Annotated in this window: 26 protein-coding genes; all 26 read left to right on the top strand. The window is 73.4% G+C overall.

All coding sequences use genetic code 11. The annotated features are described in order from the left end of the window. Nucleotides 1-417: 417 nt before the first annotated feature. Complete coding sequence (locus FQY79_RS12140) at nt 418-1,338, top strand: chemotaxis protein CheV (RefSeq protein ID WP_146313163.1); 921 nt, start codon at nt 418-420, stop codon at nt 1,336-1,338. 77 nt (nt 1,339-1,415) lie between these two features. Beyond that, nucleotides 1,416-1,775, top strand: a complete 360-nt coding sequence (gene flgB / locus FQY79_RS12135) for a flagellar basal body rod protein FlgB (protein WP_146313162.1) — start codon at nt 1,416-1,418, stop codon at nt 1,773-1,775. 22 nt (nt 1,776-1,797) lie between these two features. Continuing rightward, complete coding sequence (gene flgC / locus FQY79_RS12130) at nt 1,798-2,205, top strand: flagellar basal body rod protein FlgC (RefSeq protein WP_146313161.1); 408 nt, start codon at nt 1,798-1,800, stop codon at nt 2,203-2,205. A gap of 20 nt (nt 2,206-2,225) precedes the next feature. Continuing rightward, a complete protein-coding gene (locus FQY79_RS12125) occupies nt 2,226-2,894 on the top strand; it encodes a flagellar hook assembly protein FlgD (RefSeq protein ID WP_146313160.1) in 669 nt (222 codons plus the stop codon). Nucleotides 2,895-2,933: 39 nt separating this feature from the next. Then, entirely contained in the window at nt 2,934-4,154 is a 1,221-nt protein-coding gene (flgE, locus tag FQY79_RS12120) for a flagellar hook protein FlgE (protein ID WP_146313159.1), read from the top strand. A 121-nt stretch (nt 4,155-4,275) separates the two neighbouring features. Beyond that, a complete protein-coding gene (locus FQY79_RS12115; protein ID WP_027072041.1) occupies nt 4,276-5,022 on the top strand; it encodes a flagellar basal body rod protein FlgF in 747 nt (248 codons plus the stop codon). Between the two features lie 31 nt (nt 5,023-5,053). After that, the gene (gene flgG, locus FQY79_RS12110; protein WP_146313158.1) at nt 5,054-5,839 is read left to right on the top strand and encodes a flagellar basal-body rod protein FlgG; all 786 of its coding nucleotides are present in this window, start codon (nt 5,054-5,056) and stop codon (nt 5,837-5,839) included. Nucleotides 5,840-5,847: 8 nt separating this feature from the next. Continuing rightward, nucleotides 5,848-6,579 carry a flagellar basal body L-ring protein FlgH gene (flgH, locus tag FQY79_RS12105; protein WP_146313157.1) on the top strand — a complete coding sequence of 244 codons (732 nt, stop codon included), beginning with the start codon at nt 5,848-5,850 and terminating at the stop codon, nt 6,577-6,579. Between the two features lie 10 nt (nt 6,580-6,589). After that, entirely contained in the window at nt 6,590-7,711 is a 1,122-nt protein-coding gene (locus FQY79_RS12100) for a flagellar basal body P-ring protein FlgI (RefSeq protein WP_146313156.1), read from the top strand. Nucleotides 7,712-7,724: 13 nt separating this feature from the next. After that, entirely contained in the window at nt 7,725-8,780 is a 1,056-nt protein-coding gene (flgJ, locus tag FQY79_RS12095; protein ID WP_146313155.1) for a flagellar assembly peptidoglycan hydrolase FlgJ, read from the top strand. Nucleotides 8,781-8,783: 3 nt separating this feature from the next. Next, nucleotides 8,784-10,664 carry a flagellar hook-associated protein FlgK gene (gene flgK / locus FQY79_RS12090; protein ID WP_246123105.1) on the top strand — a complete coding sequence of 627 codons (1,881 nt, stop codon included), beginning with the start codon at nt 8,784-8,786 and terminating at the stop codon, nt 10,662-10,664. A 10-nt stretch (nt 10,665-10,674) separates the two neighbouring features. Further along, the gene (flgL, locus tag FQY79_RS12085; protein ID WP_146313154.1) at nt 10,675-11,877 is read left to right on the top strand and encodes a flagellar hook-associated protein FlgL; all 1,203 of its coding nucleotides are present in this window, start codon (nt 10,675-10,677) and stop codon (nt 11,875-11,877) included. A 156-nt stretch (nt 11,878-12,033) separates the two neighbouring features. Further along, on the top strand, nt 12,034-13,200 hold the full coding sequence (locus FQY79_RS12080) for a flagellin (RefSeq protein WP_146313153.1): 1,167 nt from the start codon (nt 12,034-12,036) through the stop codon (nt 13,198-13,200). A 175-nt stretch (nt 13,201-13,375) separates the two neighbouring features. Beyond that, nucleotides 13,376-14,722 (top strand): flagellar filament capping protein FliD, encoded by a 1,347-nt coding sequence (fliD, locus tag FQY79_RS12075; protein ID WP_027072034.1) that lies wholly within the window; start codon nt 13,376-13,378, stop codon nt 14,720-14,722. 2 nt (nt 14,723-14,724) lie between these two features. Then, on the top strand, nt 14,725-15,117 hold the full coding sequence (gene fliS / locus FQY79_RS12070) for a flagellar export chaperone FliS (RefSeq protein WP_043740842.1): 393 nt from the start codon (nt 14,725-14,727) through the stop codon (nt 15,115-15,117). Beyond that, entirely contained in the window at nt 15,114-15,395 is a 282-nt protein-coding gene (locus FQY79_RS12065) for a hypothetical protein (protein WP_146313152.1), read from the top strand. The genes fliS and FQY79_RS12065 overlap by 4 nt, the downstream gene beginning before the upstream one ends. Continuing rightward, on the top strand, nt 15,392-15,946 hold the full coding sequence (locus tag FQY79_RS12060) for a PilZ domain-containing protein (protein ID WP_146313151.1): 555 nt from the start codon (nt 15,392-15,394) through the stop codon (nt 15,944-15,946). Before FQY79_RS12065 ends, FQY79_RS12060 begins: the two co-directional genes overlap by 4 nt. An 88-nt stretch (nt 15,947-16,034) precedes the next feature. Next, nucleotides 16,035-16,667, top strand: coding sequence for a response regulator transcription factor (locus FQY79_RS12055; RefSeq protein WP_146313179.1), 633 nt, complete (start codon nt 16,035-16,037; stop codon nt 16,665-16,667). Between the two features lie 197 nt (nt 16,668-16,864). Then, on the top strand, nt 16,865-18,265 hold the full coding sequence (rpoN, locus tag FQY79_RS12050; RefSeq protein ID WP_146313150.1) for an RNA polymerase factor sigma-54: 1,401 nt from the start codon (nt 16,865-16,867) through the stop codon (nt 18,263-18,265). Continuing rightward, nucleotides 18,265-18,669, top strand: a complete 405-nt coding sequence (locus FQY79_RS12045; RefSeq protein WP_146313149.1) for a response regulator — start codon at nt 18,265-18,267, stop codon at nt 18,667-18,669. Before rpoN ends, FQY79_RS12045 begins: the two co-directional genes overlap by 1 nt. Further along, complete coding sequence (locus tag FQY79_RS12040; protein ID WP_146313148.1) at nt 18,666-20,159, top strand: sigma-54 dependent transcriptional regulator; 1,494 nt, start codon at nt 18,666-18,668, stop codon at nt 20,157-20,159. The genes FQY79_RS12045 and FQY79_RS12040 overlap by 4 nt, the downstream gene beginning before the upstream one ends. Before the next feature lie 57 nt (nt 20,160-20,216). Continuing rightward, nucleotides 20,217-20,567 (top strand): flagellar hook-basal body complex protein FliE, encoded by a 351-nt coding sequence (gene fliE, locus FQY79_RS12035; RefSeq protein WP_146313147.1) that lies wholly within the window; start codon nt 20,217-20,219, stop codon nt 20,565-20,567. Between the two features lie 64 nt (nt 20,568-20,631). Next, complete coding sequence (gene fliF, locus FQY79_RS12030) at nt 20,632-22,302, top strand: flagellar basal-body MS-ring/collar protein FliF (RefSeq protein WP_146313146.1); 1,671 nt, start codon at nt 20,632-20,634, stop codon at nt 22,300-22,302. A gap of 19 nt (nt 22,303-22,321) precedes the next feature. Beyond that, on the top strand, nt 22,322-23,308 hold the full coding sequence (gene fliG, locus FQY79_RS12025) for a flagellar motor switch protein FliG (protein WP_186760024.1): 987 nt from the start codon (nt 22,322-22,324) through the stop codon (nt 23,306-23,308). Nucleotides 23,309-23,340: 32 nt separating this feature from the next. Beyond that, on the top strand, nt 23,341-23,934 hold the full coding sequence (locus tag FQY79_RS12020) for a FliH/SctL family protein (protein ID WP_246123109.1): 594 nt from the start codon (nt 23,341-23,343) through the stop codon (nt 23,932-23,934). After that, nucleotides 23,931-25,328, top strand: a complete 1,398-nt coding sequence (gene fliI, locus FQY79_RS12015) for a flagellar protein export ATPase FliI (RefSeq protein WP_146313143.1) — start codon at nt 23,931-23,933, stop codon at nt 25,326-25,328. Before FQY79_RS12020 ends, fliI begins: the two co-directional genes overlap by 4 nt. Nucleotide 25,329 lies beyond the last annotated feature (1 nt).

Raw genomic sequence — 25,329 nt, 5'->3', positions numbered from 1 at the left:
GAGCCGCTCTACAAACGGGGTCAGTCAATGCTGCCCCAAGGAGCAAACGGCTTCCCCGGAAACCGATCCTGTCCGGCCAAATGCCGGACACCAGTAACGTACAAGGAGCGGCTTCAGCCGCGACCGGGAGAACCACCCATGCTCCGGGTCGCGGCTGAAGCCGCTCCTACAGGCTCAATGCGGGCCTGCCCGATCCATCCGGCGTGCCGGGGCCGCGAGTTGGACAGGCACGTCCGAGGACCGGGGCGGCGGACCCTCCCCGGCCCGGGGCGTTGCGGCCCTTCCGAAGCGATGCCCAGGCGCGCGGCGCCTGGACGCGGCCGGCCGCCAGGTCGCGGCTGAAACCGCTCCTGCAGGGGAACGGGGCCGACGGAATGCCGGGCTCAAGATCGGGGCGCGGCGGCCGTCACAGGGCACATGAGCCAGGACCTGCTCGACCGCATCGACCAGCGCACCCGCCTGGCCGGCCACAACCGGCTGGCCCTGCTGCTGTTCCGCCTCGGCGGCCGTCAGCTTTTTGGCGTCAACGTGTTCAAGGTCAAGGAAGTGCTGCAGCGTCCGCCGCTGTTCACCCTGCCGCAGCTGCCCAGGGCCTTCGCCGGGGCGGCCGACGTGCGCGGACGCAGCGTGCCGGTGCTCGACCTGGCGCGCGCCATCGGCTATGCCGAGGGCGAGGCCGACGAACCGCGTTACCTCGTGGTCACCGAGTTCAACCGCAGCGTCCAGGGCTTCCTGGTCGCCGGCGTGGACCGGATCGTGAACATCGCCGTCGAACAGATCCAGCCCCCGCCCGACGCCGGCGGCGACGGCCACTATCTCACCGGCGTGGCCCGCCACCAGGGCGAACTGATCCAGCTGATCGACGTGGAGAGCGTGCTGGCCGAATCGGCTCCGCGCGGCAGCGACCTGGGCACCCTGCACGCCCTGCCCGCCGGGCGCGGCCCGCGCGAGGTGCTGGTGGTGGACGACTCGCGCGTGGCCCGCAACCAGATCCGCGCAGTGCTCGAACAGCTGGGGCTGGAATCGCTGCTGCTGTCCGACGGTCGCCAGGCCCTCGACCACCTCCAGGCCCTGGTGCGCAACGGCGAATCCCCGGCCGAGCGCTACGCCATGGTCATCTCCGACATCGAGATGCCGGCCATGGACGGCTACACCCTGACGACGGAAATCCGTCGCGACCCGGCCTTGCGCAACCTGTTCGTGCTCCTGCACACCTCGCTCTCGGGCGTGTTCAACCAGGCCATGGTCGAGCGCGTGGGCGCCGACGACTTCGTGCCCAAGTACTCCGAACGCGAGCTGGCACAACGGGTTGCGGCCCGGATCACGTCCCTGGGCTGACTTCCCGGCGCCCGCGCGCGGCGCGTCTGGCACGCCGCTTGCCTCTCCAAGGGCGAACCCGCCCGACGGAGGGGCCCATGTCCGATTTCCTTGGCATCCACGGCACCGCGCTGGCCCTGCGCGAGCAGCGCCTGCAGCTGCTGGCCGCCAACATCGCCAACGCCGACACCCCCGGCTACCAGGCCCAGGACCTGGACTTCACCCACGCCCTGGGCGCGGCCCTGCGCCCGTCGGCCGAGGCCGGTGACCCCATCGCCGCCGCCGCCGAGGCGGCCCGCTACACCCGCCCGTCCTCGCAGCCGAGCCTGGACGGCAACACCGTCGACGGCGACCTCGAGAACGCGGTCTTCGCCCAGGCGGTCCTCGAATACCGCGCCTCAATGTCGTTCGTCGAATCGAAGGTGCGCGGAATGCTGACCGCGATCACCGGCCAGTAACCGCCGCGACAGGAGCCCCGAGATGAGCAACCTCCCGATCTTCGACGTCGCCGGTTCGGCGATGAACGCCCAGTCGGTGCGGCTGAGCACGATCGCTTCCAACCTGGCCAACGCCAATTCCGTCGCCGGCAACCCGGACGAGGTGTTCCGCGCCCGGCAGCCGGTGTTCTCGGCCACCGCCATCGAGGGCAACCCGGCGCTGGCCGGGGTGCGCGTGGACGAGGTGCGCCAGAGCGAGGCTGCGCCGCTGCGCCGCTACGAGCCCGGCCACCCGCTCGCCGACGCCCAGGGCTACGTGTACGCGCCCGACATCGACCCGGTGGCGCAGATGGTCGACCTGATCTCCGCCTCACGCAGCTACCAGGCCAACGTCGAGGTCTTCAACGCCGCGAAGGAGCTCGCGGTGGCCACCCTGAACATGGGCCGCTGAGGCGGCCGCGAGGAACCACGATGACCACGATCGCCAGCACCGACTACGCCGCGCTGGGCCTGGCCCAGCAGCAGCCGGCGCGCAGCACCACGCTCGGGCAGGCCGACTTCCTGCTGCTGATGACCGAGCAGCTCAAGAACCAGGACCCGCTCAAGCCGCTGGACAACAACCAGTTCCTCGGCCAGCTCGCGCAGTTCTCCACGGTGCAGGGCATCGACGGCATGCAGGCGGCGATGGGCGCCATGGCCAGCATCATGGAATCGGACCAGACCCTGCGCGCGGCGTCGCTGGTCGGCCACGACGCGCTGGTGTCGGTGGAGGAGGTGCCGCTGGCGGCCGGCGCGGGCCTCCGGGCCGAGGTCATGGCGGTCGCGGCCGGGCCGGTGACGATGGACGTCGTCGACGCCAACGGCGTGCGCGTGCGGCGCATGACCATCGAGGCCACCGGCGCCGGCGCCACCGCGTTCGAATGGGACGGCCGCACCGACGCCGGCGTGGCCGCCCCGGCAGGCACCTACAGCTTCCGCGCCGTGACCGGCGCCAGCGATCCCTCGGCCCAGGGCGCCGAGCTGCTGCCCATCCGCGCCAGCGCGCGGGTGGAGAGCGTCTCGATCGAGCCCGACGGGCTGTTCCTCAACCTCGCCGGCATGGGCAGCGTGCCGCTGTCGGCGATCCACCGCATCGGCTGACCGCGCCACGGCGGTTATTCCTTTCCAAAGGAGCACACCATGAGTTTCCTGATTTCGCTGAGCGGCATGAACGCGGCGTCGGCCGACCTCAACATCACCTCTAACAACGTGGCCAACGCCAGCAGCACGGGCTTCAAGGCCTCGCGCGGCGAGTTCGGCGACGTGTTCGCGGCCTCGGCCCACGGTCTGTCGGCCAACACCGTCGGCGCCGGCGTGCGCCTGCAGCGCGTGGCCCAGCAGTTCGCCCAGGGCAACGTCGACTACACCGGGCGCTCGCTGGACATGGCGCTCACCGGCGAGGGCTTCTTCACCCTGTCGGGCAGCGCCGGCATCACCTACACCCGCGCCGGCAATTTCGGCGCCGACCGCGAGGGCTACGTGGTCAACCCGGCCGGCCAGCGGCTGCAGGTGTTCCTGCCCAACGCCAGCGGCCAGGGCTTCGACACCGGCCGCATGAGCGACCTGCGCCTGGCCACCGGCGACGCCCCGCCGCGCGCCACCAGCTCGGTCTCGCTGGGGCTGAACCTGCCCGGCAACGCCACCCCGCCGGAAATGGCGCCGTTCAGCGCCGACGACCCGACCACCTACAACCACACCACCTCGGTGACGATCTACGACTCGCTCGGCGCGCCGCACTCGCAGTCGATGTACTTCGTGCGCACCGCCAACCCGAACGAGTGGCAGGTCTACACCCGCATCGACGGCGTCGACGTCGGCGGCCCGCAGACCCTGCAGTACTCCGACGCCGGCGTGCTGCTGGCGCCGGCCGGCGGCAACATCCCGCTGCCGCCGCACACCCCGCCGGGCGGCGCCGCGCCGATGGAGATCACCCTCGACCTGGAGCGCTCGACCCAGTACGGCGACCGCTTCGGCGTCTCGGCGCTGGTCCAGGACGGCCACGCCACCGGCCGCCTGAGCACGATCGAGGTCTCGGCCGAGGGCGTGGTCAGCGCCCGCTACACCAACGGCGTGTCCACGCCGCTGGGCCAGGTGGCGCTGACCAACTTCGCCAACCCGCAGGGCCTGCAGCCGGTCGGCGACAACGCCTGGGCCGAGACCCACGGCTCGGGCCTGGCCCGCCGCGGCGCCGCCGGCACCGCCGAGTTCGGGATGATCCAGGGCGGCGCGCTGGAGGCCTCCAACGTCAACCTCACCGAGCAGCTGGTGAACATGATCACCGCGCAGCGCAACTTCCAGGCCAACGCGCAGATGATCCAGGCCCAGGACGCGCTCACCCAGACTGTCATCAACATCCGCTGACCCATGGCGCGCCGGCGGCTGTGGCCGCCGGCAGCGCGCGCGGCGCCGCCGCGGCACGGAGGTTGCAGCGGCACCGGGCAGGCGCCGATGGCGCCGGCCCCGCCGCCACACCGAGGCCCGCATGGACAAGTCCCTCTACATCGCGATGACCGGCGCCAGCGCCACCCTGCGTGGCCAGGCCGCGGTCGCCCACAACCTGGCCAACGCCGACACCACCGGCTTCCAGGCCACCCTCAGCGGCACCGTGGCCGCCCCGGTGCAGGGCCCCGGCCACGCCTCCCGGGTTGCCGCCGTGCAGCGCACCCTGGGCGTCAGCGAGGCGCCCGGCGCGCGCACCGTGACCGGCAACCCGCTCGACATCGCGCTCGAACCCGGCCACTGGCTCGCGGTCCAGGCCGCCGATGGCGGCGTGGCCTACACCCGCGCCGGCGACCTGCGCCTGACCGCCAACGGCCTGCTGACCACCGCCAGCGGACTGCCGGTGCTCGACCGCAACGGCGCGCCGATGGCGCTGCCGCCCAGCGACGCGATCGAGATCGGCGGCGACGGCACCGTCTCGGTGGTGCCGCAGGGCGAGCCGATGTCGGCGATGGCCGTGCTCGGCCAGCTGCAGGTCGCGGCGGCGCCCGCGCGCGACCTGGTGCGCGGCGAGGACGGGCTGATGCGGCTGCCGCCCGGCGCCGGGCCGCTCCCGCCGGCCGACGGCAAGGTCCTGGCCTCGGGCGTGCGCGAGGGCAGCAACGTCGACGCGACCGGGATGCTGGTCTCGATGATCGAGCTGGCGCGCCAGTTCGAGATGCAGGTACGGGTCTTGCAGAGCGGTGACGACACCGCCCGCGCGGCCAACACCCTGCTGTCCACGCGCTGAGCGCGCCCACCTCCACTGACGGAATCCCGCCATGACCCAGGCTCTATGGATCGCCAAGACCGGCCTCGACGCGCAGCAGACGCGCATGGCGGTCATCTCCAACAACCTCGCCAACACCAACACCACCGGCTTCAAGCGCGACCGCGCCAGCTTCGAGGACCTGCTGTACCAGACCACCCGCCAGCCCGGCGGCGCCACCTCCGAGCAGACCAGCCTGCCCACCGGGCTGCAGGTCGGCACCGGCGTGCGCGTGGCCGCGACCTCCAAGGAGTTCGCCCAGGGCAGCCTGGCCCAGACCGGCGGCGCGCTGGACGTGGCGATCAACGGCCGCGGCTTCTTCGAGATCCTGATGCCCGACGGCAGCACCGCCTACACCCGCGACGGCAGCTTCAAGATCAACGCCCAGGGCGAACTGGTGACCAACGCCGGCTTCCCGGTGCAGCCCGGGCTGCAGCTGCCCGAAGGCGCGCAGTCGATCACCATCGGCGCCGACGGCACGGTCAGCGTGCAGCTGGCCGGGCAGGCCGAGCCGGTGCAGGTGGGCGCGCTGACCATCGCCGACTTCGTCAACCCCGCCGGTCTCCAGGCCAAGGGCGAGAACCTCTACATCGAGACCGGCGCCAGCGGCCCGGCGCAGACCGGCGCGCCCGGCGAGAACGGCACCGGACTGCTGGTGCAGGGCGCGCTGGAAGGCTCCAACGTCAACGTGGTCGAGGAACTGGTGTCGATGATCGAGACCCAGCGCGCCTACGAGACCAACGCCAAGGCGATCTCGACCATCGACTCGATGCTCGCCTACCTCAACAACAAGCTGTGAGCGCGACGATGAACACCCGGTCCGCCCTCGCCCCTGCCCTGGCCATCGCGCTGGCCCTGTCCGGCTGCGCCGCCACCCTGGGCGACGTGCGCCCGTTCCCGGCGCCCGACGCCGCCAGCCGCGGCTACGCCGCCGCGCCCGCCGTGCAGCCCGCCTACGCGGCGCCGGGCGCGCGCGACGGCGGCGGCTCGATCTACGCCTCGGCCGGCGGCGGCCACCGCGGCATGCACCTGTTCCAGGACAACAAGGCGCGCCAGGTGGGCGACCTGCTGACCATCGTCCTGGTCGAGAACACCCGCGCCCGCACCAACGCCACCACCTCGGTGAGCAAGGACAGCGGCGTCGACATGGCCGCCCCGACGATCTTCGGCCGCGGCGTCACCGTCAACGGCCGCCCGGTGCTGCAGGCGGGGATCGAGGGCTCGCGCGACTTCTCCGGCGCCGGCGACAGCGCCCAGAGCAACCAGCTGGCCGGCAACATCACCGTGACCGTGGTCGAGGACCTGGGCAACGGCAACCTGCGGGTGGCCGGCGAGAAGCGCCTGCGCCTGAACCAGGGCGACGAGCTGGTCCAGATTCAAGGCCTGGTGCGGGTGGCCGATATCGGGGCCGACAACCGCATCACCTCCGACCGCGTGGCGGAGGCGGCGATCGTCTACGGCGGCCGCGGCACCCTGGCGCGTTCCAACGCGATGGGGTGGCTGGGGCGGTTCTTCAATTCCGCCGCGTATCCGTACTGAGGGCCGCGACATGGCAACCAACATCGCGAGCCGCACCCTCGTCGCCCTCGCCGGCCTGCTGGCCGTCGCGATCGCGGCGCTGCCGGCGCCCGCGCGCGCCGAGCGGATCAAGGACCTGGCCCAGGTGGCCGGCGTGCGCGGCAACCCGCTGGTGGGCTACGGCCTGGTGGTGGGACTGGACGGCAGCGGCGACCGCACCAGCCAGACGCCGTTCACCGTGCAGAGCCTGAAGACCATGCTCGACCAGCTCGGCGTGAGCCTGCCGCCGGGCATCAACCCGCAGCTCAAGAACGTGGCCGCGGTGGCGATCCACGCCGAGCTGCCGCCGTTCGCCAAGCCCGGCCAGACCATCGACGTCACCGTGTCCTCGATCGGCAACGCCGGCTCGCTGCGCGGCGGCAGCCTGCTGATGGCCCCGCTCAAGGGCGCCGACGGCCAGGTCTACGCGATCGCCCAGGGCACCCTGGTGGTGAGCGGTTTCGGCGCTTCGGGCCGCGACGGCTCGCGCATCTCCACCAACGCGCCCAACGGCGGCACGATCCCCAACGGCGCGATCGTCGAACGCGCCGCGCCGGGCGGTTCGCCGTCGGACGTGGTCACGCTCAACCTGCGCCAGTCCGACTTCACCACCGCCTCGCGCATCGTCTCGGCGATCGACGCCGCCTTCGGTCCGGGCCGCGCGCGCGCGCTCGACGGGGTCACGATCGAGGTGATGCCGCCGCCGGGCGACCGCATCGGTTTCCTGGCCCGGCTCGAATCGCTCGAGGTCACGCCCGGCGCCGCGGCGGCCAAGGTGATCGTCAACGCCCGCACCGGCACCGTGGTGATGGGCGGCGAGGTCACGGTGATGCCGGCCGCGGTCTCGCACGGCTCGCTCACCGTCTCGGTCACCGAGAACGCACTGGTCAGCCAGCCCGGCGCGTTCGGCCGCGGCGACACCGTGGTCGCGCCGCAGTCCTCGCTCCAGGTCAGCCAGGAGGGCGGACGCATGTTCCTGTTCGAAGGCGGCTCGTCGCTGGAATCGATCGTGCGCGCGGTCAACGCGGTCGGCGCGGCCCCCGGCGACATCGTCGCCATCCTCGAGGCGCTCAAGCGCGCCGGCGCCCTGCGCGCCGAGCTCGAGGTGATCTGAGCACGCACCGGCCATGCACCTGCCCGCCGCCACCCCGATCCCGCTCGCGCCCGCGCAGGCCACCCCGCGCGCGGACATCGAGAAGGCGGCGCGCGAGCTCGAAGCGCAGTTCGCGCACATGCTGATCAAGTCGATGCGCAGCGCCTCGGGCGGCGATCCGCTGGGCGGCGACACCCGCTATCGCGAGATGTACGACCAGCAGCTCGCGCGCGAACTCACCAAGGGCCGCGGGCTGGGCCTGGCGCCGATGATCGTGCGCCAGCTCGAGCGCAGCGCCGGGACCGCCCCGGCCCCGACCACCGCCGCGCCGGCCGCGATGCCGCTGCGGCGCGGCGGCGACAGCCTGCCGTCGCTGCCGCTGACGCCGGCCGCGGCGATGCCGGCGATGCTGCCGCTGGCGCCGACCCGCTCGGGCGTGTCGCTGCCCGGGCTGGCGCCCGCGCAGCCCGCGCCACCGGCCACGACCCCCGGCCCGGACCCGGCGCGCGCGGACGCGCCGTTCGACGCCAGCACGCCGGAAGCCTTCGTGCGTTCGATCTGGCCGCAGGCGCAGAAGGCGGCCGCGGAGCTGGGCGTGCCGGCCAAGGCCCTGGTGGCCCAGGCCGCGCTGGAGACCGGCTGGGGCCGACGCCTGGCCGGCGGCAAGCACGGCTCCTCGCTGAACCTGTTCGGGATCAAGGCCACCGGCGGCTGGAAGGGGGCGCGCGTGAGCGCCGGCACCCACGAGTTCGTCGGCGGCAAACGGATCCAGGAGCGCGCCGAGTTCCGCGCCTACGGTTCGGTCGCCGAGAGCTTCGCCGACTACACCCGGCTGATCGGCCGCGACCGCTACGCCGCCGCGCGCGGCACCGGCGACGACGTCCACCGCTTCGCCACCGCGCTGCAGAAGGCCGGTTACGCCACCGATCCGTCCTACGCGGCCAAGATCACCGCGATCGCCAACGGCGCCACGCTCAACCGCGCGCTGGCCTCGCTCTCCGCGCCGGCGCGCGCCGACGTGCAGGTCGCGCAGGCGGGCACCGCCCGCGCCACCACCGTCGCGGCGCTGGCCGCGGGCCACAGGGGATAGCCCATGACCGGGATGCTCGGTACCGGAACTTCCGCCCTGCTCGCGTTCCAGCGCGCGCTGGGCACCGTCAGCCACAACGTGGCCAACGCCTCGACCCCCGGCTACAGCCGGCAGCGGGTCGAACTGTCCTCGCGCCCGGCCCTGCCCGAGGGCGGGCACTGGGTGGGCCAGGGCGTCGACGCGGCCACGCTGCAGCGCCTGGCCGACGGGCTGGTGTTCGCGCGCCAGATCGACAGCAGCGGCGAGCTGGGGCGGCTCCGGCAGCTGTCCTCGCTCGCCGGCCGGGTCGACGGCCTGGTCTCGGATCCGGCCACCGGGCTGGCGGAGCACTGGTCGGCGTTCTTCAACGCCGCCGACGCGCTGGCCGCCGAGCCCGGATCGACCATCGCGCGCAGCCAGCTGCTGTCCAGTGCCGAACAGCTGGCCGCGCGCTGGCGCACGCTCGACGGGCAGCTGTCGGCGCTCGACGAGGAGGCCGGGAAGCGGCTGCAGAGCACGGTGGCCGACGCCAACCGGCTGGCCAGCGAGATCGCCAACCTCAACCGCGCGATCCACCAGGGCGGCGACCGGGTCGCGCCCGACCTGCTCGACGCCCGCGAGCTGCGCATCAGCCAGCTCGCCGCACTCACCGGCGCGACCACGGTCGAACAGGACGGCATGCTCAACGTGTTCACCTCCGGCGGCCAGCCGTTGGTGGTCGGCAGCCAGGCGATGCAGCTCGCCACCACGCCCGATCCAATGCAGCCCGGGCGCATGCAGCTCTCGCTCCAGACCCCGGGCGGCGACGTGCGCCTGCCCTCCGCGACCGTGTCCGGCGAACTGGGTGGCATCCTCGAGTTCCGCGAACGCGTGCTCGACCCGGCCCGGGCCGAACTCGGCCGCCTGGCCACCGCCTTCGCCACCGCGTTCAACCAGGCCCACCGCTCGGGCGTGGACTACGCTGGCGCGCCGGGCGGCGACTTCTTCAGCCTCGCGCCGCCGCGCGTGGACCCGCACGCGGGCAACGGCGGCAACGCCGGCATCAGCGCGCGCATCGACGACGTCGCCGCGCTTACCGGCCAGGACCTGGTGCTGCGCTTCGAGGGCACCTGGTCGGCGGTGCGCGCGGACACCGGCGAGGCGGTGCCGATGAGCGGCAGCGGCACCGCGGCCGATCCGTTCCGCGTCGGCGGCGTGGCGTTCGAAGTCACCGGCACGCCGGCGCCGGGCGACCGCTTCGCGTTGCGCCCCACCGCGGGCGCTGCCGCCAGCCTGCGCGTGGCGATCACCGACCCGGCCGCGATCGCGGCCGCCTCGCCGCTGCAGGCGGCCACCGACCCGTCCAACCTGGGCGATGCGCGCGCGGCCACCGCCACGGTCACCGACCCGGCGGCGTTCGCCGGGTTCGCCGGCGCCACGATCGAGTTCATCGATGCCGGCCAGTACACCATCGACGGCAATGGCCCGTTCGCCTGGGTGCCCGGCACCCCGGTCGCCGACGCCGCGGCCGGCTGGAGCCTGTCGCTGCAGGGCACGCCGGCGGCCGGCGACCGCTTCACCCTCTCGCCCACCCCGCCGCGCTCGACCGACAACGGCAACGCGCTGGCGCTGGCCGCGCTCGACCAGCGCGAACTGCTCGAGGGCGGCACCCTGTCGCTGACCGGCGGCCTGACCGGGCTGACCGCGCGCGCCGGCGCCGAGGCCCGCCACGCCAGCCTGAGCCACGAGGCGCAGGCCGCGATCGACACCCAGGTGGCGGCCGAGCGCGAATCGGTGAGCGGCGTGAACCTGGAGGAGGAGGCGGCCGACCTGCTGCGCTACCAGCAGGCCTACCAGGCCGCGGCCCAGATCATCGCCACCGCCGACGCGATGTTCCAGACCCTGCTGTCCGCCGTGCGGCGCTAAAGGAGCGATCATGACCGTCCTGCGCATGTCCACCGCCGGGTTGTACAACCAGGGCCTGCAGGGGCTGCTGCAGCAGCAGCAACGCCTGGCCCGCGTGCAGCAGGAGCTGGTCGGCCAGAACAAGCTGCTGCGCGGCGCCGACAATCCCTCGGGCATGGCCCGTGCCCAGCAGATGGACCACCTGCTGGCCTCGCTGCAGCAGCAGGACCGCAACGCCACCCTGGTCGAACATCGCCTGCGCAGCCAGGAGAACGCGCTGGCCGACGTCGGCACCCAGCTCGACCGCGCGCGCCAGCTCGCGGTACAGGCCAACAGCCCGGCGCTGTCGGACAGCGACCGCGCCTCGATCGCGGCCGAGCTGCGCGCGGTGCGCGACGAGCTGCTGGCGATCGCCAACCGTGACGACGGCAACGGCCGGCGCCTGTTCGCCGGCACCCGCGACGGGGTGATCCCGTTCGCCGACAACGGCGGCGTGGTGAGCTACGCCGGCGACGACGGCCGCAACAGCCTCGAGATCTCGCCCGACCACTGGGTGGTCGACGGCGAACCGGGCAGCGAGGTGTTCCTGCGCGTGCGCACCGGCGACGGCATCGTGCGCGGCAGCGCCGCGGCCGGCAACACCGGCACCGGCGTGCTGCAGTCCAGCGGCGTGGTCGACCATGCGGCATGGACCGGGCAGTCGCTGCGGGTCGAGTTCACCGCCGCCGACGCCTGGCGCGTGCTCGACGGCGACGGCAACGAACTGGCCACCGGCAGCTATACCGAAGGCGCCACCATCACCGCCGGCGGCATGCAGCTCAAGATCAGCGGCGCCCCCGCCGCCGGCGACAGCTTCCGCGTCGAACCGGCGCCGGTGCGCGACGTGTTCGCCACCCTGCAGGGCCTGGCCGACGCGCTCGAGGCGCCGGCCGCCGACCCGGCGGCGCGCGCCTGGCGCGCGAACCAGGTCGGCGCCGCCCTGGGCGACCTGGCCACCGCGCAGGACCACATGCTGTCGCTGCGCGCGGCCACCGGCTCGCGCCTGTCCGCGCTTGACAACGCCGCCGACGCGCGCAGCGCCACCGACCTGACCCTGCAGGAGTCGCTGTCGGAACTGCGCGACGTCGACGTGGCCGAGGCCAGCACCCGCCTGGCGCTGCACCTGGCCGCGATCGAGGCCGCGCAGAAGACCATGCTGCGGGTCCAGGGCCTGTCCCTGTTCGACCGCATGTAGCGATTTTTCGCGATCGGGTGTCCCCGGGGCCTAAAGCTTGACAGGACGGCGCCGATACCCATTCCAGCAGCGGCGAGGACCGACCCGGTCAGCACCCTGCGAAGTACCGGCGCAGCCTCTCGTCGCCGCCGGACCCAACCTCCCAGGAGAACCACGATGTCCACTGTCATCAACACCAACGTGATGTCGCTCAATGCGCAGCGGAACCTGACCGCGTCCGGCGCCGACCTCGCCACCAGCCTGCAGCGCCTGTCCTCGGGCATGCGCATCAACAGCGCCAAGGACGACGCCGCCGGCCTCGCGATCTCGCAGCGCTTCACCACCCAGATCCGCGGCCTCGACCAGGCGGCCCGCAACGCCAACGACGGCATCTCGCTGGCCCAGACCGCCGAAGGCGCGCTGGCCGAGATCGGCAACAACCTGCAGCGCATCCGCGAGCTGGCGGTGCAGTCGCGCAACGCCACCAACTCGGCGTCCGACCGCGAGGCCCTGGACGCCGAAGTCCAGCAGCTGAAGGCGGAGATCCAGCGCGTCGCCGAGACCACCAACTTCAACGACGTCAAGCTGCTCGACGGCTCGTTCCAGGCCCAGAGCTTCCAGGTCGGCGCCAATCAGGGCGAGACCATCGACATCGCCGCGATCGTCAACGCCAACATCGACGCGCTGGGCACCTGGACCTCGGTGGGCACCGGGTACAGCCAGACCCTGGACGCGTTCACCGCCACGGACCCCGAGGCTGCGGCCTCGGTCACGATCAATGGCGTCACGATCAACGTCGCCGACGAGGTTGACCGTGATGGCGACGGCTTCGTCGCGGCCCTGAAGGCCGCGTTCGACGCCGCGAAGGCCAACCCCGCCAACACCGCGCTGGCCAACGTGGAGATGAGCGCCGCCGGCGTGCTGAGCACGACCGACGCCGACATCACCCTGGCCAACCTGACCAACCTGACCGGTCCGGCGGCGGGCACCACGCAGAGCACCGAGACCCAGGTCCCCGGCTCGGGCCAGACCGGCTTCGCCACCCTGGACATCAAGACCGTCGATGGCGCCGACAACATGATCCTGGCCATGGACGCCGCGCTGAAGGACATCAACACCGCGCGCGCCAACATGGGTGCGGTGCAGAACCGCTTCACCTCGGTGATCGCCAACCTGTCGACCTCGATCGAGAACCTGTCGGCGGCGCGCAGCCGGATCCAGGACGCGGACTTCGCCAAGGAATCGGCGCAGCTCTCGCGCAACCAGATCCTGCAGCAGGCCGGCACCGCGATGCTGGCCCAGGCCAACCAGGCCACGCAGAACGTGCTCCAGCTGCTGCGCTGATGCACATTGGCCGCAGGGCGTCGCTCCGGGCGCGCCCTGCGGTCCTTTACCGGCCTGACCGCAAGACCCGGGATCTCCGTTCCGCCGCAGCCACCGTGCACCGCCTGCCTGCCGCCGCGCAGCCAGGACGCCGCCCGCGGGCCACGGCGCCACCACGCCAGGGGCAGCACGCGCCATGACCACCATCGGAAACGTTGGCAAGCTCGACGTCATGACCATGGTCGCGCAACTGGTCGCGGCCGACCGCGCCCAGCCCGAGGCGCGCATCGCCGGCAAGGAACGCGAGGTCAATGCCCAGATCTCGGCCATCGGCACGCTGCGCAGCGCGTTCTCCGCGCTCGGCACCGCCATCAAGGGCCTGTCCTCGGGCGAGAATCTCTCCGCGCGCAAGGCCACCGTGCCTGCCGACGCGAACTTTTCCGCCAGCGCCGGCAGCGGCGCGGCGACCGGCCGCTACCAGATCGAGGTGATCGCGCTCGCCAGCGCGCACAAGCTCGGTTCGGCCGCCCACGCCGCCGATGCCGCGATCGGCACCGGCACCCTGACCATCACCACCGGCGACACCACCCTCGAGGTGGTGATCGACGAATCCAACAACACCCTCGCCGGCATCCGCGACGCGGTCAACGCCGCGGCCGGCGGCAAGGGCGTGAGCGCCACGATCGTCACCGGCGACGACGGCGCGCACCTGGTCTTCAACGCCCTGGGCACCGGCAGCGCCGGCGCGCTGCGCATCGCCGCCAGCGGCGGCGACGGCGGCCTGTCCGCCTTCGCCTTCGACCCGGACGTCCCGGGCGGCCTGGCCGAACTGGCGGCGGCCTCCGACGCCCGGGTCAAGGTCGACGGCATCGAGCGCAGCAGCCCGTCCAACACCGTCGCCGACCTGATCGACAAGGTCTCGATCACGCTCACCAAGGCCGAACCGGGCACCGTGCGCGAACTGCGCGTCGAGGGCGACACCGGCGCCCAGCGCAGCGCGGTCAAGGCCTTCGTCAGCGCCTACAACGCGGCGCTGGGCGCGCTGGGCCAGGTGTCATCGTACAACGCGGCGAACAAGACCGCGGCCGCGCTCAACGGCGACGCCATGGTGCGCAACACCACCCGCGACCTGCGCAACATCCTCGGCGACGGCGTGATGGACCTAAAGGCGCTCGGCATCGCGATCGCCAAGGACGGCACGCTCAGCCTCGACGAGGCCGCGTTCGACAAGGGCCTGGCCGACGACCCCGGCGCCGCGGCGCGGCTGTTCGGCGCCGACGGCATGGCCGGGCGCCTCGACGCCGTGGTGCAACGCCTGGTCGATCCCGACGAGGGCCTGCTGGCCGGGCGCACCGCCAACCTCAACGCGCGGACCAAGGCCCTGGCGGCCCAGCGCAGCCAGCTCGACTTCCGCATGAGCCAGGCCGAGGCGCGCTACCGCGCCCAGTTCACCGCCCTCGACGTGCTGCTGACCTCGCTCCAGACCAGCAGCGACTACCTCAGCCAGCAGATCGCCGCCCTCAACAACAACAAGACGACCTGACCATGAACGCGCGCGCCCTTGCCAACCAGTACCGCCAGACCGCGGTGACCAGCGCCGCGCTGGACGCCAGCCCGCACCAGCTGATCGCGCTGATGCTGGCCGGTGCGCGCGACCGCGCCCGCCTCGCCGCGGCCTGCCTCGAACGCGGGGACCTGCCGCGCAAGGCGCAGGCCATCAGCGATGCCAGCGCGATCATCGGCGGCCTCAACGGCGCGCTCAACATGGAAGCCGGCGGCGAGATCGCCGACGGCCTGGCCGCGCTGTACGACTACGCCCAGCGCCGCCTGGTGCTGGCCAACGCGCAGAACGACCCCGCGCCGCTGCGCGAGGTGGACGACCTGCTGGGCGAGATCGAATCGGCGTGGCTGGCGATCGCGCCGACGGAGGCCGCATGATCCCGGCCCTGCCCGCCGACCAGGTGCGCGCCGCGATCGCGGCCGACGACTGGGCGCTGGCCGGCCGCCTGCTGCGCGAGCACGACGCCGCGGTGGCCGCGGCCTGCGCCTCGCCCGGGTTCGCCGCGCTCCCGCGCGAGCAGCTGCAGGCGCTGCTCGACGCCCAGCGCGCGCTGGCCGGCGAGATCCGCGCGGCGCGCGACGAGGCCGCGCGCGCGCTGGAGAAGATCGGCCAGGACCAGCGCGGCGCGCGCGCCTGGCAACGGGCGCTGGCATGAGCCCGGCCGAGGCCGACGCCCTGCTGTTCGGCGACAGCCTGGCCTGCGAGGTGCTGCGCCCGGCCGCGCTGCTGCCGCGCCCGCGCGATCCCGACCCGGCCCTGGCCGCCAGCGGCGAGGCGCTGCTGCGCGCGCTGGCGGTGCTGGAGGACGGCGCCCGGCCGGAAGAGCCCGAGGGCGACGACCACGCCCTGGCGCGGGTCGAGGCCAAGCTCGACCTGCTCACCGTCCTGGTCGCCGGCCTGGTGCGCCAGGAAGATGCCGACCCGGTGCGCCGGCTGGCCTGGTCGGCGCGCGGCGCCCGTCTGGAACTGCCCGAAGCGCCGGCCGAGGCCACCGGCCTGTTCCGGGTGCGCCCGGCCGACTGGCTGCCCTCGACCCTGGTGCTTCCGGCCAGCGAGATCGCGCGCGATACCCGCGCCGACGGCGTGCGCTGCTGGCTGCGCTTCGATCCCATGCCACCGGCGCTGGAAGCGGCGCTGGAACGCCACCTGTTCCGCATCCATCGCCGCGCGGTGGCGGAAAGCCGGCGCCAGAAGCAGGAAACCTGAGACCGCGATCACGTATTCTTGCGTTGCCATGCGCGCGTCCTCCGGGGCCGCTATCGTGGTGGACAGGAAACGCCAGGGGGTCGAGTTGCTGCGAGTCCTCATCTGCGACGACCACACGCTGGTCAGGGCCGGCCTGCGCCGGCTGCTGGAGTCGTTCGCGGACATCGAAGTGGTGGCCGAGGCCGCCAGTGCCGACGAGGCGGTCATCCGCGCCCGCGAGGCGCTGCCCCACGTGGTCCTGCTGGACCTGTCGATGCCCGGCCGCAGCGGGTTCGACGCCCTGGCCGAGCTGCGCCGCACCTGCCCCGAATGCGCCGTGGTCATCATGTCCATGCACGACGATGCGCTGCACGTGCGCGAGGCCCTGGCGCGCGGCGCGATGGGCTTCGTGGTCAAGGAAGCGGCGCCGGCGGAACTGGAGATCGCGCTGCGCGCCGCCGCCGCCGGCCGTCCCTACCTGAGCCCGCACGTCTCGGCACCGCAATTGCAGGCGCTGCGCAACGCCACCCCGGGGGAAGCCAACATCGACGCCCTGCCGCGCCGCCAGCGCGAGATCTTCGAGGCGCTGGGTGCGGGCCGGACCACCAAGCAGATCGCCGCCGACCTGGGCATCAGCGTCAAGACCGTGGAAACCCACCGCGCGCGGATGATGGAAACGCTCGGCTGCCGCAACGCCGGCGAGCTGCTGCGCATCGCGCTGCGGCTGCACGACCGCCCCTGAGCGGCTGACGCAAAGCGTCACTTCGCGTCACCTTCTGCGCCCGCGCGTCGGAAACACGACGAGATGTCGGGGCAACCCCTACACCGGGCCGGGTTTCCCCTGATCCGGAGCCGGGTTTGCCCTGATTCGGGTTCCGTCACGCCCTCGTCACGATGGGTTCCGTCGCCGGCGCGGGAGCCGGCACGGAGGCGAGGAAGATGAAGGCCAACCTGCGCATCGGCATCACCCAGGGCGTCAACCTCACCCCGCAGCTGCTGCAGTCGATCCGGCTGCTGCAGCTCACCGCCCCGCAGCTGGAACAGGAGCTGCGCCAGGCGCTGGAGCGCAACCCCCTGCTCGAGCAGGAAGAGATCGAGGACGAAGACGCCGAGGAGGCCGTGCCCGAGGCGGCGGCGGTGGAAGTCGCGGCCTGGGACGAACTGCCGGAACCGGCGTTCCTGTCCGGCGGCGCCACCGGCGGCGGCGACGAGGACGCGACCCTGCGCATCGCCGACGGCGAATCGAGCGACCCGCGCCTGCGCCTGCTGCGCGAGCTGGCGCTGCACTGGGACCCCGCCGACCTTGAAGTCGCGGCCTGGTGGCTGGACCACTGCGACGACCGCGGCTACCTCGAACGGCCGCTCGACGAACTGCTCGCCGCCGCGCGCGCCGCCTTCCCGCACCGCGCCGGCGACGTCGGCCTGCTGCGCATCCGCCTGCTGCACGGCGACTGGCCGGGCATGGCCGCGGCCGATGCCCGCGAATGCCTCGCGGCGCAGCTGCGCGCCTTGCCCGCCGATGCGTCCACCGGGCTGGCGGCGCGCATCCTCGACCAGCAGATGGAGCTGCTCGCCGCGCACGACGTGGATGCGCTGGCCGCGGCCACCGGCGCCGATCCCGGCGCGGTGCAGGCGGCGGTCGCGACCATCCTGTCGCTGCGGCCGCATCCGGTGCAGGCCCCGGTGGCGGCGGAGGACGGCCACATCGTCCCCGACGTCATCGCCTGGCGCGCCGGCGGCGGCTGGCGGGTGGCCCTGTCCAGCCGCGGGGCGCCGCGGCTGCGCATCGCCCCGCACTGTGAGCGCGCGCTGGCCGGCAGCGACCACCAGGTGCTGCGCGGCCTGCTCGACGAGGCGCGCTGGCTGGTGCGTGGCGTCAACATGCGCAACGAGACACTGCTGCGCACCGCCCAGGTGCTGGTCGAGCGCCAGGCCGGCTTTCTCGACCACGGCCCGGAGGCGATCCTGCCGCTGACCCTGCGCGAGGTGGCCGATGCGATCGGCATGCACGAGTCCACCGTCTCGCGCATCGTCAGCGGCAAGTACATCCAGACCCCGCGCGGCACCTTCGAGCTCAAGCGCCTGTTCGCGGTGCGGCTGGAAGGGGCCGAGGTCAGCGGCGCGGCGGTCAGGGCCATGGTCAAGCGCCTGATCGACGAAGAGCCGGCGAACGCGCCGCTCGCCGACGACGTGATCGCCGGCCTGCTGGCGCGCCAGGGCATCCGCATCGCCCGCCGCACCGTGGCCAAGTACCGCGACCAGCTTTCGATCGGCCCGGCGCGCGCCCGCCGCCGCGCCGCGACCCGTCCGGCCCGCCCCTCCCGCCAGGAGTACGTGTGATGCGCCAGATTTCCGTGCTGCTGGTCGACGACCATGCCGGCTTCATCTCCGCCGCCCTGCGCCACCTGCGCCGCCTGCCCTGGCTGACCGTGGCCGGCACCGCGGGAAACGGCGTGGAGGCCATCGCCCAGTGCGAGATGCTGCGCCCGGACGTGGTGCTGATGGACCTGGCCATGCCCGAGATGGGCGGCCTGCAGGCCACCCGCCTGATCAAGGCCCAGGACAACCCCCCCTACATCGTCATCGCCAGCCACTTCGACGACGGCGAGCACCGCGAGCACGCCATGCGCGCCGGTGCCGACGCCTTCGTCAGCAAGCTGGCCTACATCCACGAAGTACTGCCCCTGCTCGAGGCCCTGGCCGCGCGCGGGGGCGAAGGCAATGAACCGGAGGCCTCGTCATGAGCGAGTCGCGCATCCTGGTCATCGACCGCGACGACGCCCGCGCCGAGCGCGTGGCCACCCTGCTCGATTTCATGGACTTCAACCCGCGCATCGTCGACGACGCCGCGGACATCGACCTGGCGCGCGCGCGCGCCAGCGACTGGGTCGCGGTGGTGGTCGGCGACGTCGGCGACGGCGCCTCGTGGGAGGCGTTCGCGCAGTGGCTGGCGGCCCAGTCGCTGCACCCGCCGGTGCTCGAACTCCCCGGCCACGCCGCGGACGCGCCCTGGCGCGGCCACCTGCACCCGCAGTCGGTGTGGCCGCTGGCCTATCCGATCCGCCGCGCCCAGCTGCAGGACGCGCTGCGCCGCGCCAGCCTCAAGCGCATCGACGACGACGCCCGCCGCGAGGTGCACTCGTCCGGCCCGACCGGCCGCAGCGCCGCGGTGCTGCAGCTCAACCGCATGATCGACCAGGTCGCCCCGCACGACACCACCGTGCTGCTGCTGGGCGAGTCGGGCACCGGCAAGGAAGTGGCCGCGCGCGCCCTGCACGACCGCTCGCCGCGCCGCGACAAGCCGTTCGTGGCGGTGAACTGCGGCGCGATCCCGGCCGACCTGCTCGAGAGCGAACTGTTCGGCCACGAGAAGGGTGCGTTCACCGGCGCGCTGACCCAGCGCAAGGGCCGCTTCGAGATGGCCGAGGGAGGCACCCTGCTGCTCGACGAGATCGGCGACATGAGCATGCCGATGCAGGTCAAGCTGCTGCGCGTGCTGCAGGAGCGCTGCTTCGAGCGGGTCGGCGGCACCACCACCATCAAGTGCAACGTGCGCGTGATCGCCGCCACCCACCGCAACCTCGAGCAGCGCATCGCCAGCGGCGACTTCCGCGAGGACCTGTTCTACCGCCTGAACGTGTTCCCGATCGAAATGCCGGCGCTGCGCGATCGCACCGAGGACCTGCCCGACCTGGTCGCCGCGATCACCCGCCAGCTGGCCGAGTCCGGCCGCGGCCGGGTCTCGCTGTCGGCCGACGCGATCGCCGCGCTGCGCCACTACCGGTGGCCCGGCAACGTGCGCGAGCTGAGCAACCTGCTCGAGCGCCTGGCCGTGCTGCACCCGGGCGGCACCGTGCGCGCGGCCGACCTGCCGGCGCGCTACCGCGCCGCCGCGGCCGCCGCCGGCGACCTGTTCGACCCGCCGCCGGCGCCGGAACCCGGGCCGGCCGCGGCCGAGGCCCCGCAGGCGGCTTCGGCCCTGGACCCGGCCCACATCAGCGCGCTCACCACGCTGCCACCGCAGGGCATCGACCTGCGCGGGCACATGGCCGGGATCGAACTGGGCCTGCTGCGCGCCGCGCTCGAGCAGGCCGGTGGCGTGGTCGCGCACGCCGCGCCGCTGCTGGGCCTGCGCCGCACCACGCTGGTGGAAAAGCTGCGCAAGTACGGCATCGACCGCGAGCAGCTGGCCGCCGGCGAGACCGCCCGGGACCGGCGCGCGGCGGCTTTCTGACGGGGCCGTGGCACGGGACTTGCCTGATCCATCGCAGCCAACACCGGCAACCGGGCCATGACCACCGACGCCATCTCCTCGATCCTGTCCCAGATCCGCGCGCACGAGATGCGCACCGGCGCCATCCGCGCCGACGCCGCGCCGTCCAATGCGATCGACGTGGGCCGGACCGGCGAAACCCGGGCCCCGGGCTTCGCCCAGGTCCTGGGCAACGCGATCGACCAGGTCAGCGCCACCCAGGCCCGCGCCGGCGCCCTGCAGCAGGCGTTCGAACTGGGCGACCCGCGCGCCGACCTGGCCCGGGTGATGGTCGCCATGCAGCAGTCCCAGGTCGCGTTCCGGGCCACGGTCGAGGTGCGCAACCGCCTCGTCCAGGCCTACCAGGACGTGATGAACATGCCGATCTGACCCGGCCGCCGCCGGCCGCACCGCCTCCCCGCTTCCTTCCACGAACACCGGACCCGCCACCACCATGAGCGTGATCGCACTCCCCAAGGCCGCCGCCGCGAACCTGCGCGAACTCGGCCGCCTGCAGGACATCCCGCTGGTCCGCCAGCTCGGGATGCTGGCGCTGGTCGCGGTGACCATCGCGCTGGGCCTGTGGCTGTTCACCTGGAGCCAGAAGCCGGACTTCGTGCCGGTGCACGCCGGGCTCGACGCCAAATCCACCGCCGAGGCCTCGGAGCTGCTGCGCAGCGCGCGGATCCCGTTCAGGCTCGACCCGGCCACCGGCGCGCTCGCGGTGCCGGTGGACCAGGCCGGCGAGGCGCGCATGGCGCTGGCCTCGGCCGGGCTGCCGGCCAGCCCCGGCGGCGGTTTCGAGACCATCCACGGCGACCAGGGCTTCGGCACCAGCCAGTTCATCGAGAGCGCGCGCTACCAGCACGCGATGGAGGTCGAGCTGGCCCGCACCATCGCCAACCTGCGTCCGGTGCGCGAGGCGCGGGTGCACCTGGCCATGCCCAAGCCCAGCGCCTTCACCCGCCAGCGCGAGCCGGCGAGCGCCTCGGTGGTGCTGCAGCTGCGCGCCGGCAGCACCCTTGAACAGGGCCAGGTCAACGCGATCGTGCACCTGGTGGCCTCGAGCATCCCCGGCCTGCCGGCCGAGAACGTCACCGTGGTCGACCAGTTCGGGCGCATGCTCTCCAACGCCGACCCGCACAGCGACGACGCGGTGGGCGCGCGCCAGTTCGAGCAGCAGCGGCGCCAGGAAGCGGTGTACGTGCAGCGCATCCAGGAGCTGCTCGAGCCGATGACCGGCCCGGGCCGGGTCAGCGCCACGGTCAGCGTGGACATGGACTTCGCCCAGACCGAGGAAGCCAGCGAGCGCTACGGGCCGCAGCCGGCCATCGTGCGCAGCGAGCAGATCTCCGAGTCGGGCATCCTCGGCGCCGAACCGGTCGCGCGCGGCGTGCCCGGCAGCGCCAGCAACACCCCGGAAGCGGCGGAGGCGGAGGCGGCCGCCGAGCCGGCCGCGTCCTCCGCGGCCGCCACCGGCCCCGGCAGCCGCAGCGCGGTGCGCAACTACGAGATCGACCGCACCCTGACCCACACCCGCCAGGCGCCGGGCCGGATCCGCCGGGTCACCGCCGCGGTGCTGGTGGACCACATCGCCCCGCCGGCCGCGGGCGCCGGCGGCACCGCCGCGCAGGCCCAGGGCCGGCCGCTGACCGAGGCCGAGCTGGCCCGGATCGAGACCCTGGTGCAGCAGGCGATCGGCTTCGACGCCACGCGCGGCGACGTGGTCTCGGTGGTCAACGCGCCGTTCGCGCGCGACACCGGCGAGGCGCCCGACGAATCGATCCCGTTCTGGGAGCACCCGCGCGCACGCGAGTTCGGCCGCATCATCTTCGGCGGGCTGGCGGTGCTGGTGCTGATCCTGGCCGTGCTGCGCCCGGCCTCGCGCCAGCTGCTCGGCGCGCGCACCGCCACCGCCACGGTGATCCCGGCCGGCGAACTGGACGAGGATCCGACGGTGAGCCTGTCGGCGCCGGCCCAGGTCCAGGCGGCCAAGGACGACGGCCCGGCGCCGACGGCGGCGATGAGCTTCGACGAGAAGCTCGAGATCGCCCGCACCGCGGTCAGCACCGACCCCAGGCGCGTCGCCCAGGTGGTCCGCGACATGGTGGCCTCCGATGGCTGATCCCGCACTCGAACCGCCCCTGACCGGCGTCCAGCGCGCCGCTATCGTCCTGCTCTCGCTGGGCGAGCAGCAGGCCGCCGAGGTGCTCAAGCACATGGGCGCCAAGGAGGTGCAGAAGCTCGGCGTGGCCATGACCTCGGTCGGCGACGTCAGCCGCGAGACCGTGGCCCGGGTGTTCGACGAGTTCGTCGACGTGCTGGCCCAGCCCAGCGGCCTGGGCGCCGGCGCCGACGACTACGTGCGCGCGGTGCTCACCCAGGCGCTGGGCGAGGAGCGCGCCAGCAGCCTGATCGACCGCATCCTGCACGGGCGCAACACCTCCGGGCTCGACACCCTGAAGTGGATGGAGCCGCGCGCGATCGCCGAACTGGTGCGCAACGAGCACCCGCAGATCATCGCCATCGTGCTCGCCCACCTCGACGGCGACCAGGCCGCCGAGGTGCTCAAGTGCCTGCCCGAGCGGGTGCGCGTGGACGTGCTGCTGCGCCTGGCCACCCTCGACGGCATCCCGCCGCACGCGCTCAACGAGCTCAACGACGTGATGACCCGGCAGTTCTCCGGCAGCCAGAGCATCAAGTCCTCGTCGGTGGGCGGGGTCAAGGTGGCGGCCAACATCCTCAACTTCATGGATTCGGGCCAGGAGGAGGCGCTGCTGTCGGCGATCGCCGAGGTCGACGGCGACCTGAGCGTGCAGATCCGCGACCTGATGTTCGTGTTCGACAACCTCGCCGACCTCGACGACCGCGCGATGCAGGCGGTGCTGCGCGAGGTCAGCAGCGAGCAGCTGGCGCTGGCGCTGCGCGGCGCCGAGGCCAAGGTGCGGCAGAAGATCACTTCCAACATGTCGCAGCGCGCGGCGCAGATCCTGATCGAGGACATGGAAGCGCGCGGCCCGGTGCGCCTGGCCGAGGTCGAGGCGGCGCAGAAGGAGATCCTGGCGATCGTGCGGCGGATGGCCGAGAACGGTGACATCACGCTCGCAGCCAAGGCCGAGGTGCTGATATGAGCGACGCCGCGCCGGCCTTCGACGAGCTGCGCCTGTCCGGCGAGGTGGTGCGGTGGACCGCGCCGGGCCTGGCCGAGCCGCCGCCGGCGCCCGCGGAGGAACCGCCGGCGCCGCCGAGCGTGGAGGAGCTGCAGGCGCTCGAGCGTGCCGCGCGCGAGGAAGGCTACGCCCGCGGCCACGCCGAGGGCCTGGCCGCCGGCCAGGCCGAGGTGCGGCGCATGGTCGCCCAGATCGAGGGCGTGCTCGACGGCTTCACCCGGCCGCTGGCGCGGCTCGACGCCGAGGTCGCCGAGGCCCTGGCCGAGCTGGCGGTGCGCATCGCCGGCTGCCTGCTCGGGCGCGCCTACAAGGCCGACCCGACCCTGCTCGCCGACCTGGTGCGCGAGGCGCTGGAGGCGGTGGGCAGCGACACCCGCGAACTGGAACTGCGCCTGCACGACGACGACTTCGGCGTGCTGGCCCCGCACCTGGCCGGCCTGGACGGCGTGCGCCTGGTGATCGACAGCAACCTGGGCCGCGGCGAACTGCGCCTGCACAGCGAAGGCGTGCGCATCGACGGCACCCTGGGCGCGCGGCTGCAGTCGGCGCTGGAGGCGACGCTGGCCCGGCACGAGGCGCACCCATGAGCAACGTCGCCGCGGCCCACTGGCAGGAAGCGCGCAACCTGCGCCTGGCCGAGCGCCTGCGTTCGGCCAGGCCCAACCTGCCGTCGCTGGGCCTGGCCCGCGAGGGCGTGCTGCGGCGCGCGGTCGGCCTGACCCTGGAAGCCTCCGGCTGCAGCGCCCCGCTGGGGTCGCGCTGCCGGGTCGAGACCGCCGGCGGACGCTGGGTCGACACCGAGGTGGTGGGCTTCTCCGGCGACCGCACCTTCCTGATGCCCACCGCCGACCTCGAGGGCCTGCTGCCCAACGCGCGCGTGGTGCCCTCGCGCCGGCGCGGCGAGGTCGCGGTCGGCGAAGGCCTGCTCGGGCGCGTGATCGACAGCGACGGCGTGCCGCTGGACGGCCGCGGCCCGATCCGCGCCGAACAGTGGGCCGGCCTGGCCGGCGCGGCGATCAACCCGCTGATGCGCGAGCCCATCACCCAGTCGCTGGACGTGGGCGTGCGCGCGATCAACGCGATGCTGCCGATCGGCCGCGGCCAGCGCATCGGCCTGTTCGCCGGTTCGGGCGTGGGCAAGTCGACCCTGCTCGGGATGATGACCCGCTTCACCGCGGCCGATGTGATCGTGGTCGGCCTGATCGGCGAGCGCGGCCGCGAGGTGCGCGACTTCGTCGAGAGCACCCTGGGCCAGGAGGGCCTGCGCCGCTCGGTGGTGGTGGCCGCGCCCGCCGACCGGCCGCCGCTGGCGCGCCTGCACGGCGCGCTGCGCGCCACCGCGATCGCCGAGTACTACCGCGACCAGGGCCTGCACGTGCTGCTGCTGATGGATTCGCTGACCCGGTTCGCCCACGCCCAGCGCGAGATCGGCCTGTCGGTGGGCGAACCGCCGACCACCCGCGGCTACCCGCCCAGCGTGTTCGCGCGGCTGCCGGCGCTGGTCGAGCGCGCCGGCAACGGTGCCGACGGGCGCGGCTCGATCACCGCGTTCTACACCGTGCTCACCGAGGGCGACGACCAGCAGGAGCCGATCGCCGACGCCGCGCGCGCGATCCTCGACGGCCACATCGTGCTCAGCCGCCGCATCGCCGATTCCGGCCAGTACCCGGCGATCGACGTCGAGGTCTCGGTGAGCCGGGTAATGCAGGACATCACCGACGCGCCGTGGCGCGAGCGGATCCGCAAGCTCAAGCGGCTGATGGCCGCCTACTCGGCCCAGCGCGACCTGATCGCGATCGGCGCCTACCAGCGCGGCAGCGACCCGCTGGTTGACGAGGCGCTGGCGCGCTGGCCCGCGATCCAGGCCTTCCTCGGCCAGGACGTGGCCGAGGCCGCCGACGTCGAATCCAGCCGCGCCGCACTGGCGGCGCTGCTCGACGACGCCCCCGCTCCCACCCACGGCACCACCACGGAGGCTTGAC

The organism is Luteimonas wenzhouensis (assembly GCF_007859305.1).
Classification (GTDB): domain Bacteria; phylum Pseudomonadota; class Gammaproteobacteria; order Xanthomonadales; family Xanthomonadaceae; genus Luteimonas; species Luteimonas wenzhouensis.
Note: the sequence above shows the minus strand (reverse complement) of the source record. Positions and strands in the feature narration are given on the sequence as shown.

What these genes read in the sequence shown, in the direction of transcription:
- FQY79_RS12140 (WP_146313163.1), top strand. Translation starts at nt 418, where the DNA reads ATGAGCCAGGACCTGCTCGACCGCATCGACCAGCGCACCCGCCTGGCC.
- flgB (WP_146313162.1), top strand. Translation starts at nt 1,416, where the DNA reads ATGTCCGATTTCCTTGGCATCCACGGCACCGCGCTGGCCCTGCGCGAG.
- flgC (WP_146313161.1), top strand. Translation starts at nt 1,798, where the DNA reads ATGAGCAACCTCCCGATCTTCGACGTCGCCGGTTCGGCGATGAACGCC.
- FQY79_RS12125 (WP_146313160.1), top strand. Translation starts at nt 2,226, where the DNA reads ATGACCACGATCGCCAGCACCGACTACGCCGCGCTGGGCCTGGCCCAG.
- flgE (WP_146313159.1), top strand. Translation starts at nt 2,934, where the DNA reads ATGAGTTTCCTGATTTCGCTGAGCGGCATGAACGCGGCGTCGGCCGAC.
- FQY79_RS12115 (WP_027072041.1), top strand. Translation starts at nt 4,276, where the DNA reads ATGGACAAGTCCCTCTACATCGCGATGACCGGCGCCAGCGCCACCCTG.
- flgG (WP_146313158.1), top strand. Translation starts at nt 5,054, where the DNA reads ATGACCCAGGCTCTATGGATCGCCAAGACCGGCCTCGACGCGCAGCAG.
- flgH (WP_146313157.1), top strand. Translation starts at nt 5,848, where the DNA reads ATGAACACCCGGTCCGCCCTCGCCCCTGCCCTGGCCATCGCGCTGGCC.
- FQY79_RS12100 (WP_146313156.1), top strand. Translation starts at nt 6,590, where the DNA reads ATGGCAACCAACATCGCGAGCCGCACCCTCGTCGCCCTCGCCGGCCTG.
- flgJ (WP_146313155.1), top strand. Translation starts at nt 7,725, where the DNA reads ATGCACCTGCCCGCCGCCACCCCGATCCCGCTCGCGCCCGCGCAGGCC.
- flgK (WP_246123105.1), top strand. Translation starts at nt 8,784, where the DNA reads ATGACCGGGATGCTCGGTACCGGAACTTCCGCCCTGCTCGCGTTCCAG.
- flgL (WP_146313154.1), top strand. Translation starts at nt 10,675, where the DNA reads ATGACCGTCCTGCGCATGTCCACCGCCGGGTTGTACAACCAGGGCCTG.
- FQY79_RS12080 (WP_146313153.1), top strand. Translation starts at nt 12,034, where the DNA reads ATGTCCACTGTCATCAACACCAACGTGATGTCGCTCAATGCGCAGCGG.
- fliD (WP_027072034.1), top strand. Translation starts at nt 13,376, where the DNA reads ATGACCACCATCGGAAACGTTGGCAAGCTCGACGTCATGACCATGGTC.
- fliS (WP_043740842.1), top strand. Translation starts at nt 14,725, where the DNA reads ATGAACGCGCGCGCCCTTGCCAACCAGTACCGCCAGACCGCGGTGACC.
- FQY79_RS12065 (WP_146313152.1), top strand. Translation starts at nt 15,114, where the DNA reads ATGATCCCGGCCCTGCCCGCCGACCAGGTGCGCGCCGCGATCGCGGCC.
- FQY79_RS12060 (WP_146313151.1), top strand. Translation starts at nt 15,392, where the DNA reads ATGAGCCCGGCCGAGGCCGACGCCCTGCTGTTCGGCGACAGCCTGGCC.
- rpoN (WP_146313150.1), top strand. Translation starts at nt 16,865, where the DNA reads ATGAAGGCCAACCTGCGCATCGGCATCACCCAGGGCGTCAACCTCACC.
- FQY79_RS12045 (WP_146313149.1), top strand. Translation starts at nt 18,265, where the DNA reads ATGCGCCAGATTTCCGTGCTGCTGGTCGACGACCATGCCGGCTTCATC.
- FQY79_RS12040 (WP_146313148.1), top strand. Translation starts at nt 18,666, where the DNA reads ATGAGCGAGTCGCGCATCCTGGTCATCGACCGCGACGACGCCCGCGCC.
- fliE (WP_146313147.1), top strand. Translation starts at nt 20,217, where the DNA reads ATGACCACCGACGCCATCTCCTCGATCCTGTCCCAGATCCGCGCGCAC.
- fliF (WP_146313146.1), top strand. Translation starts at nt 20,632, where the DNA reads ATGAGCGTGATCGCACTCCCCAAGGCCGCCGCCGCGAACCTGCGCGAA.
- fliI (WP_146313143.1), top strand. Translation starts at nt 23,931, where the DNA reads ATGAGCAACGTCGCCGCGGCCCACTGGCAGGAAGCGCGCAACCTGCGC.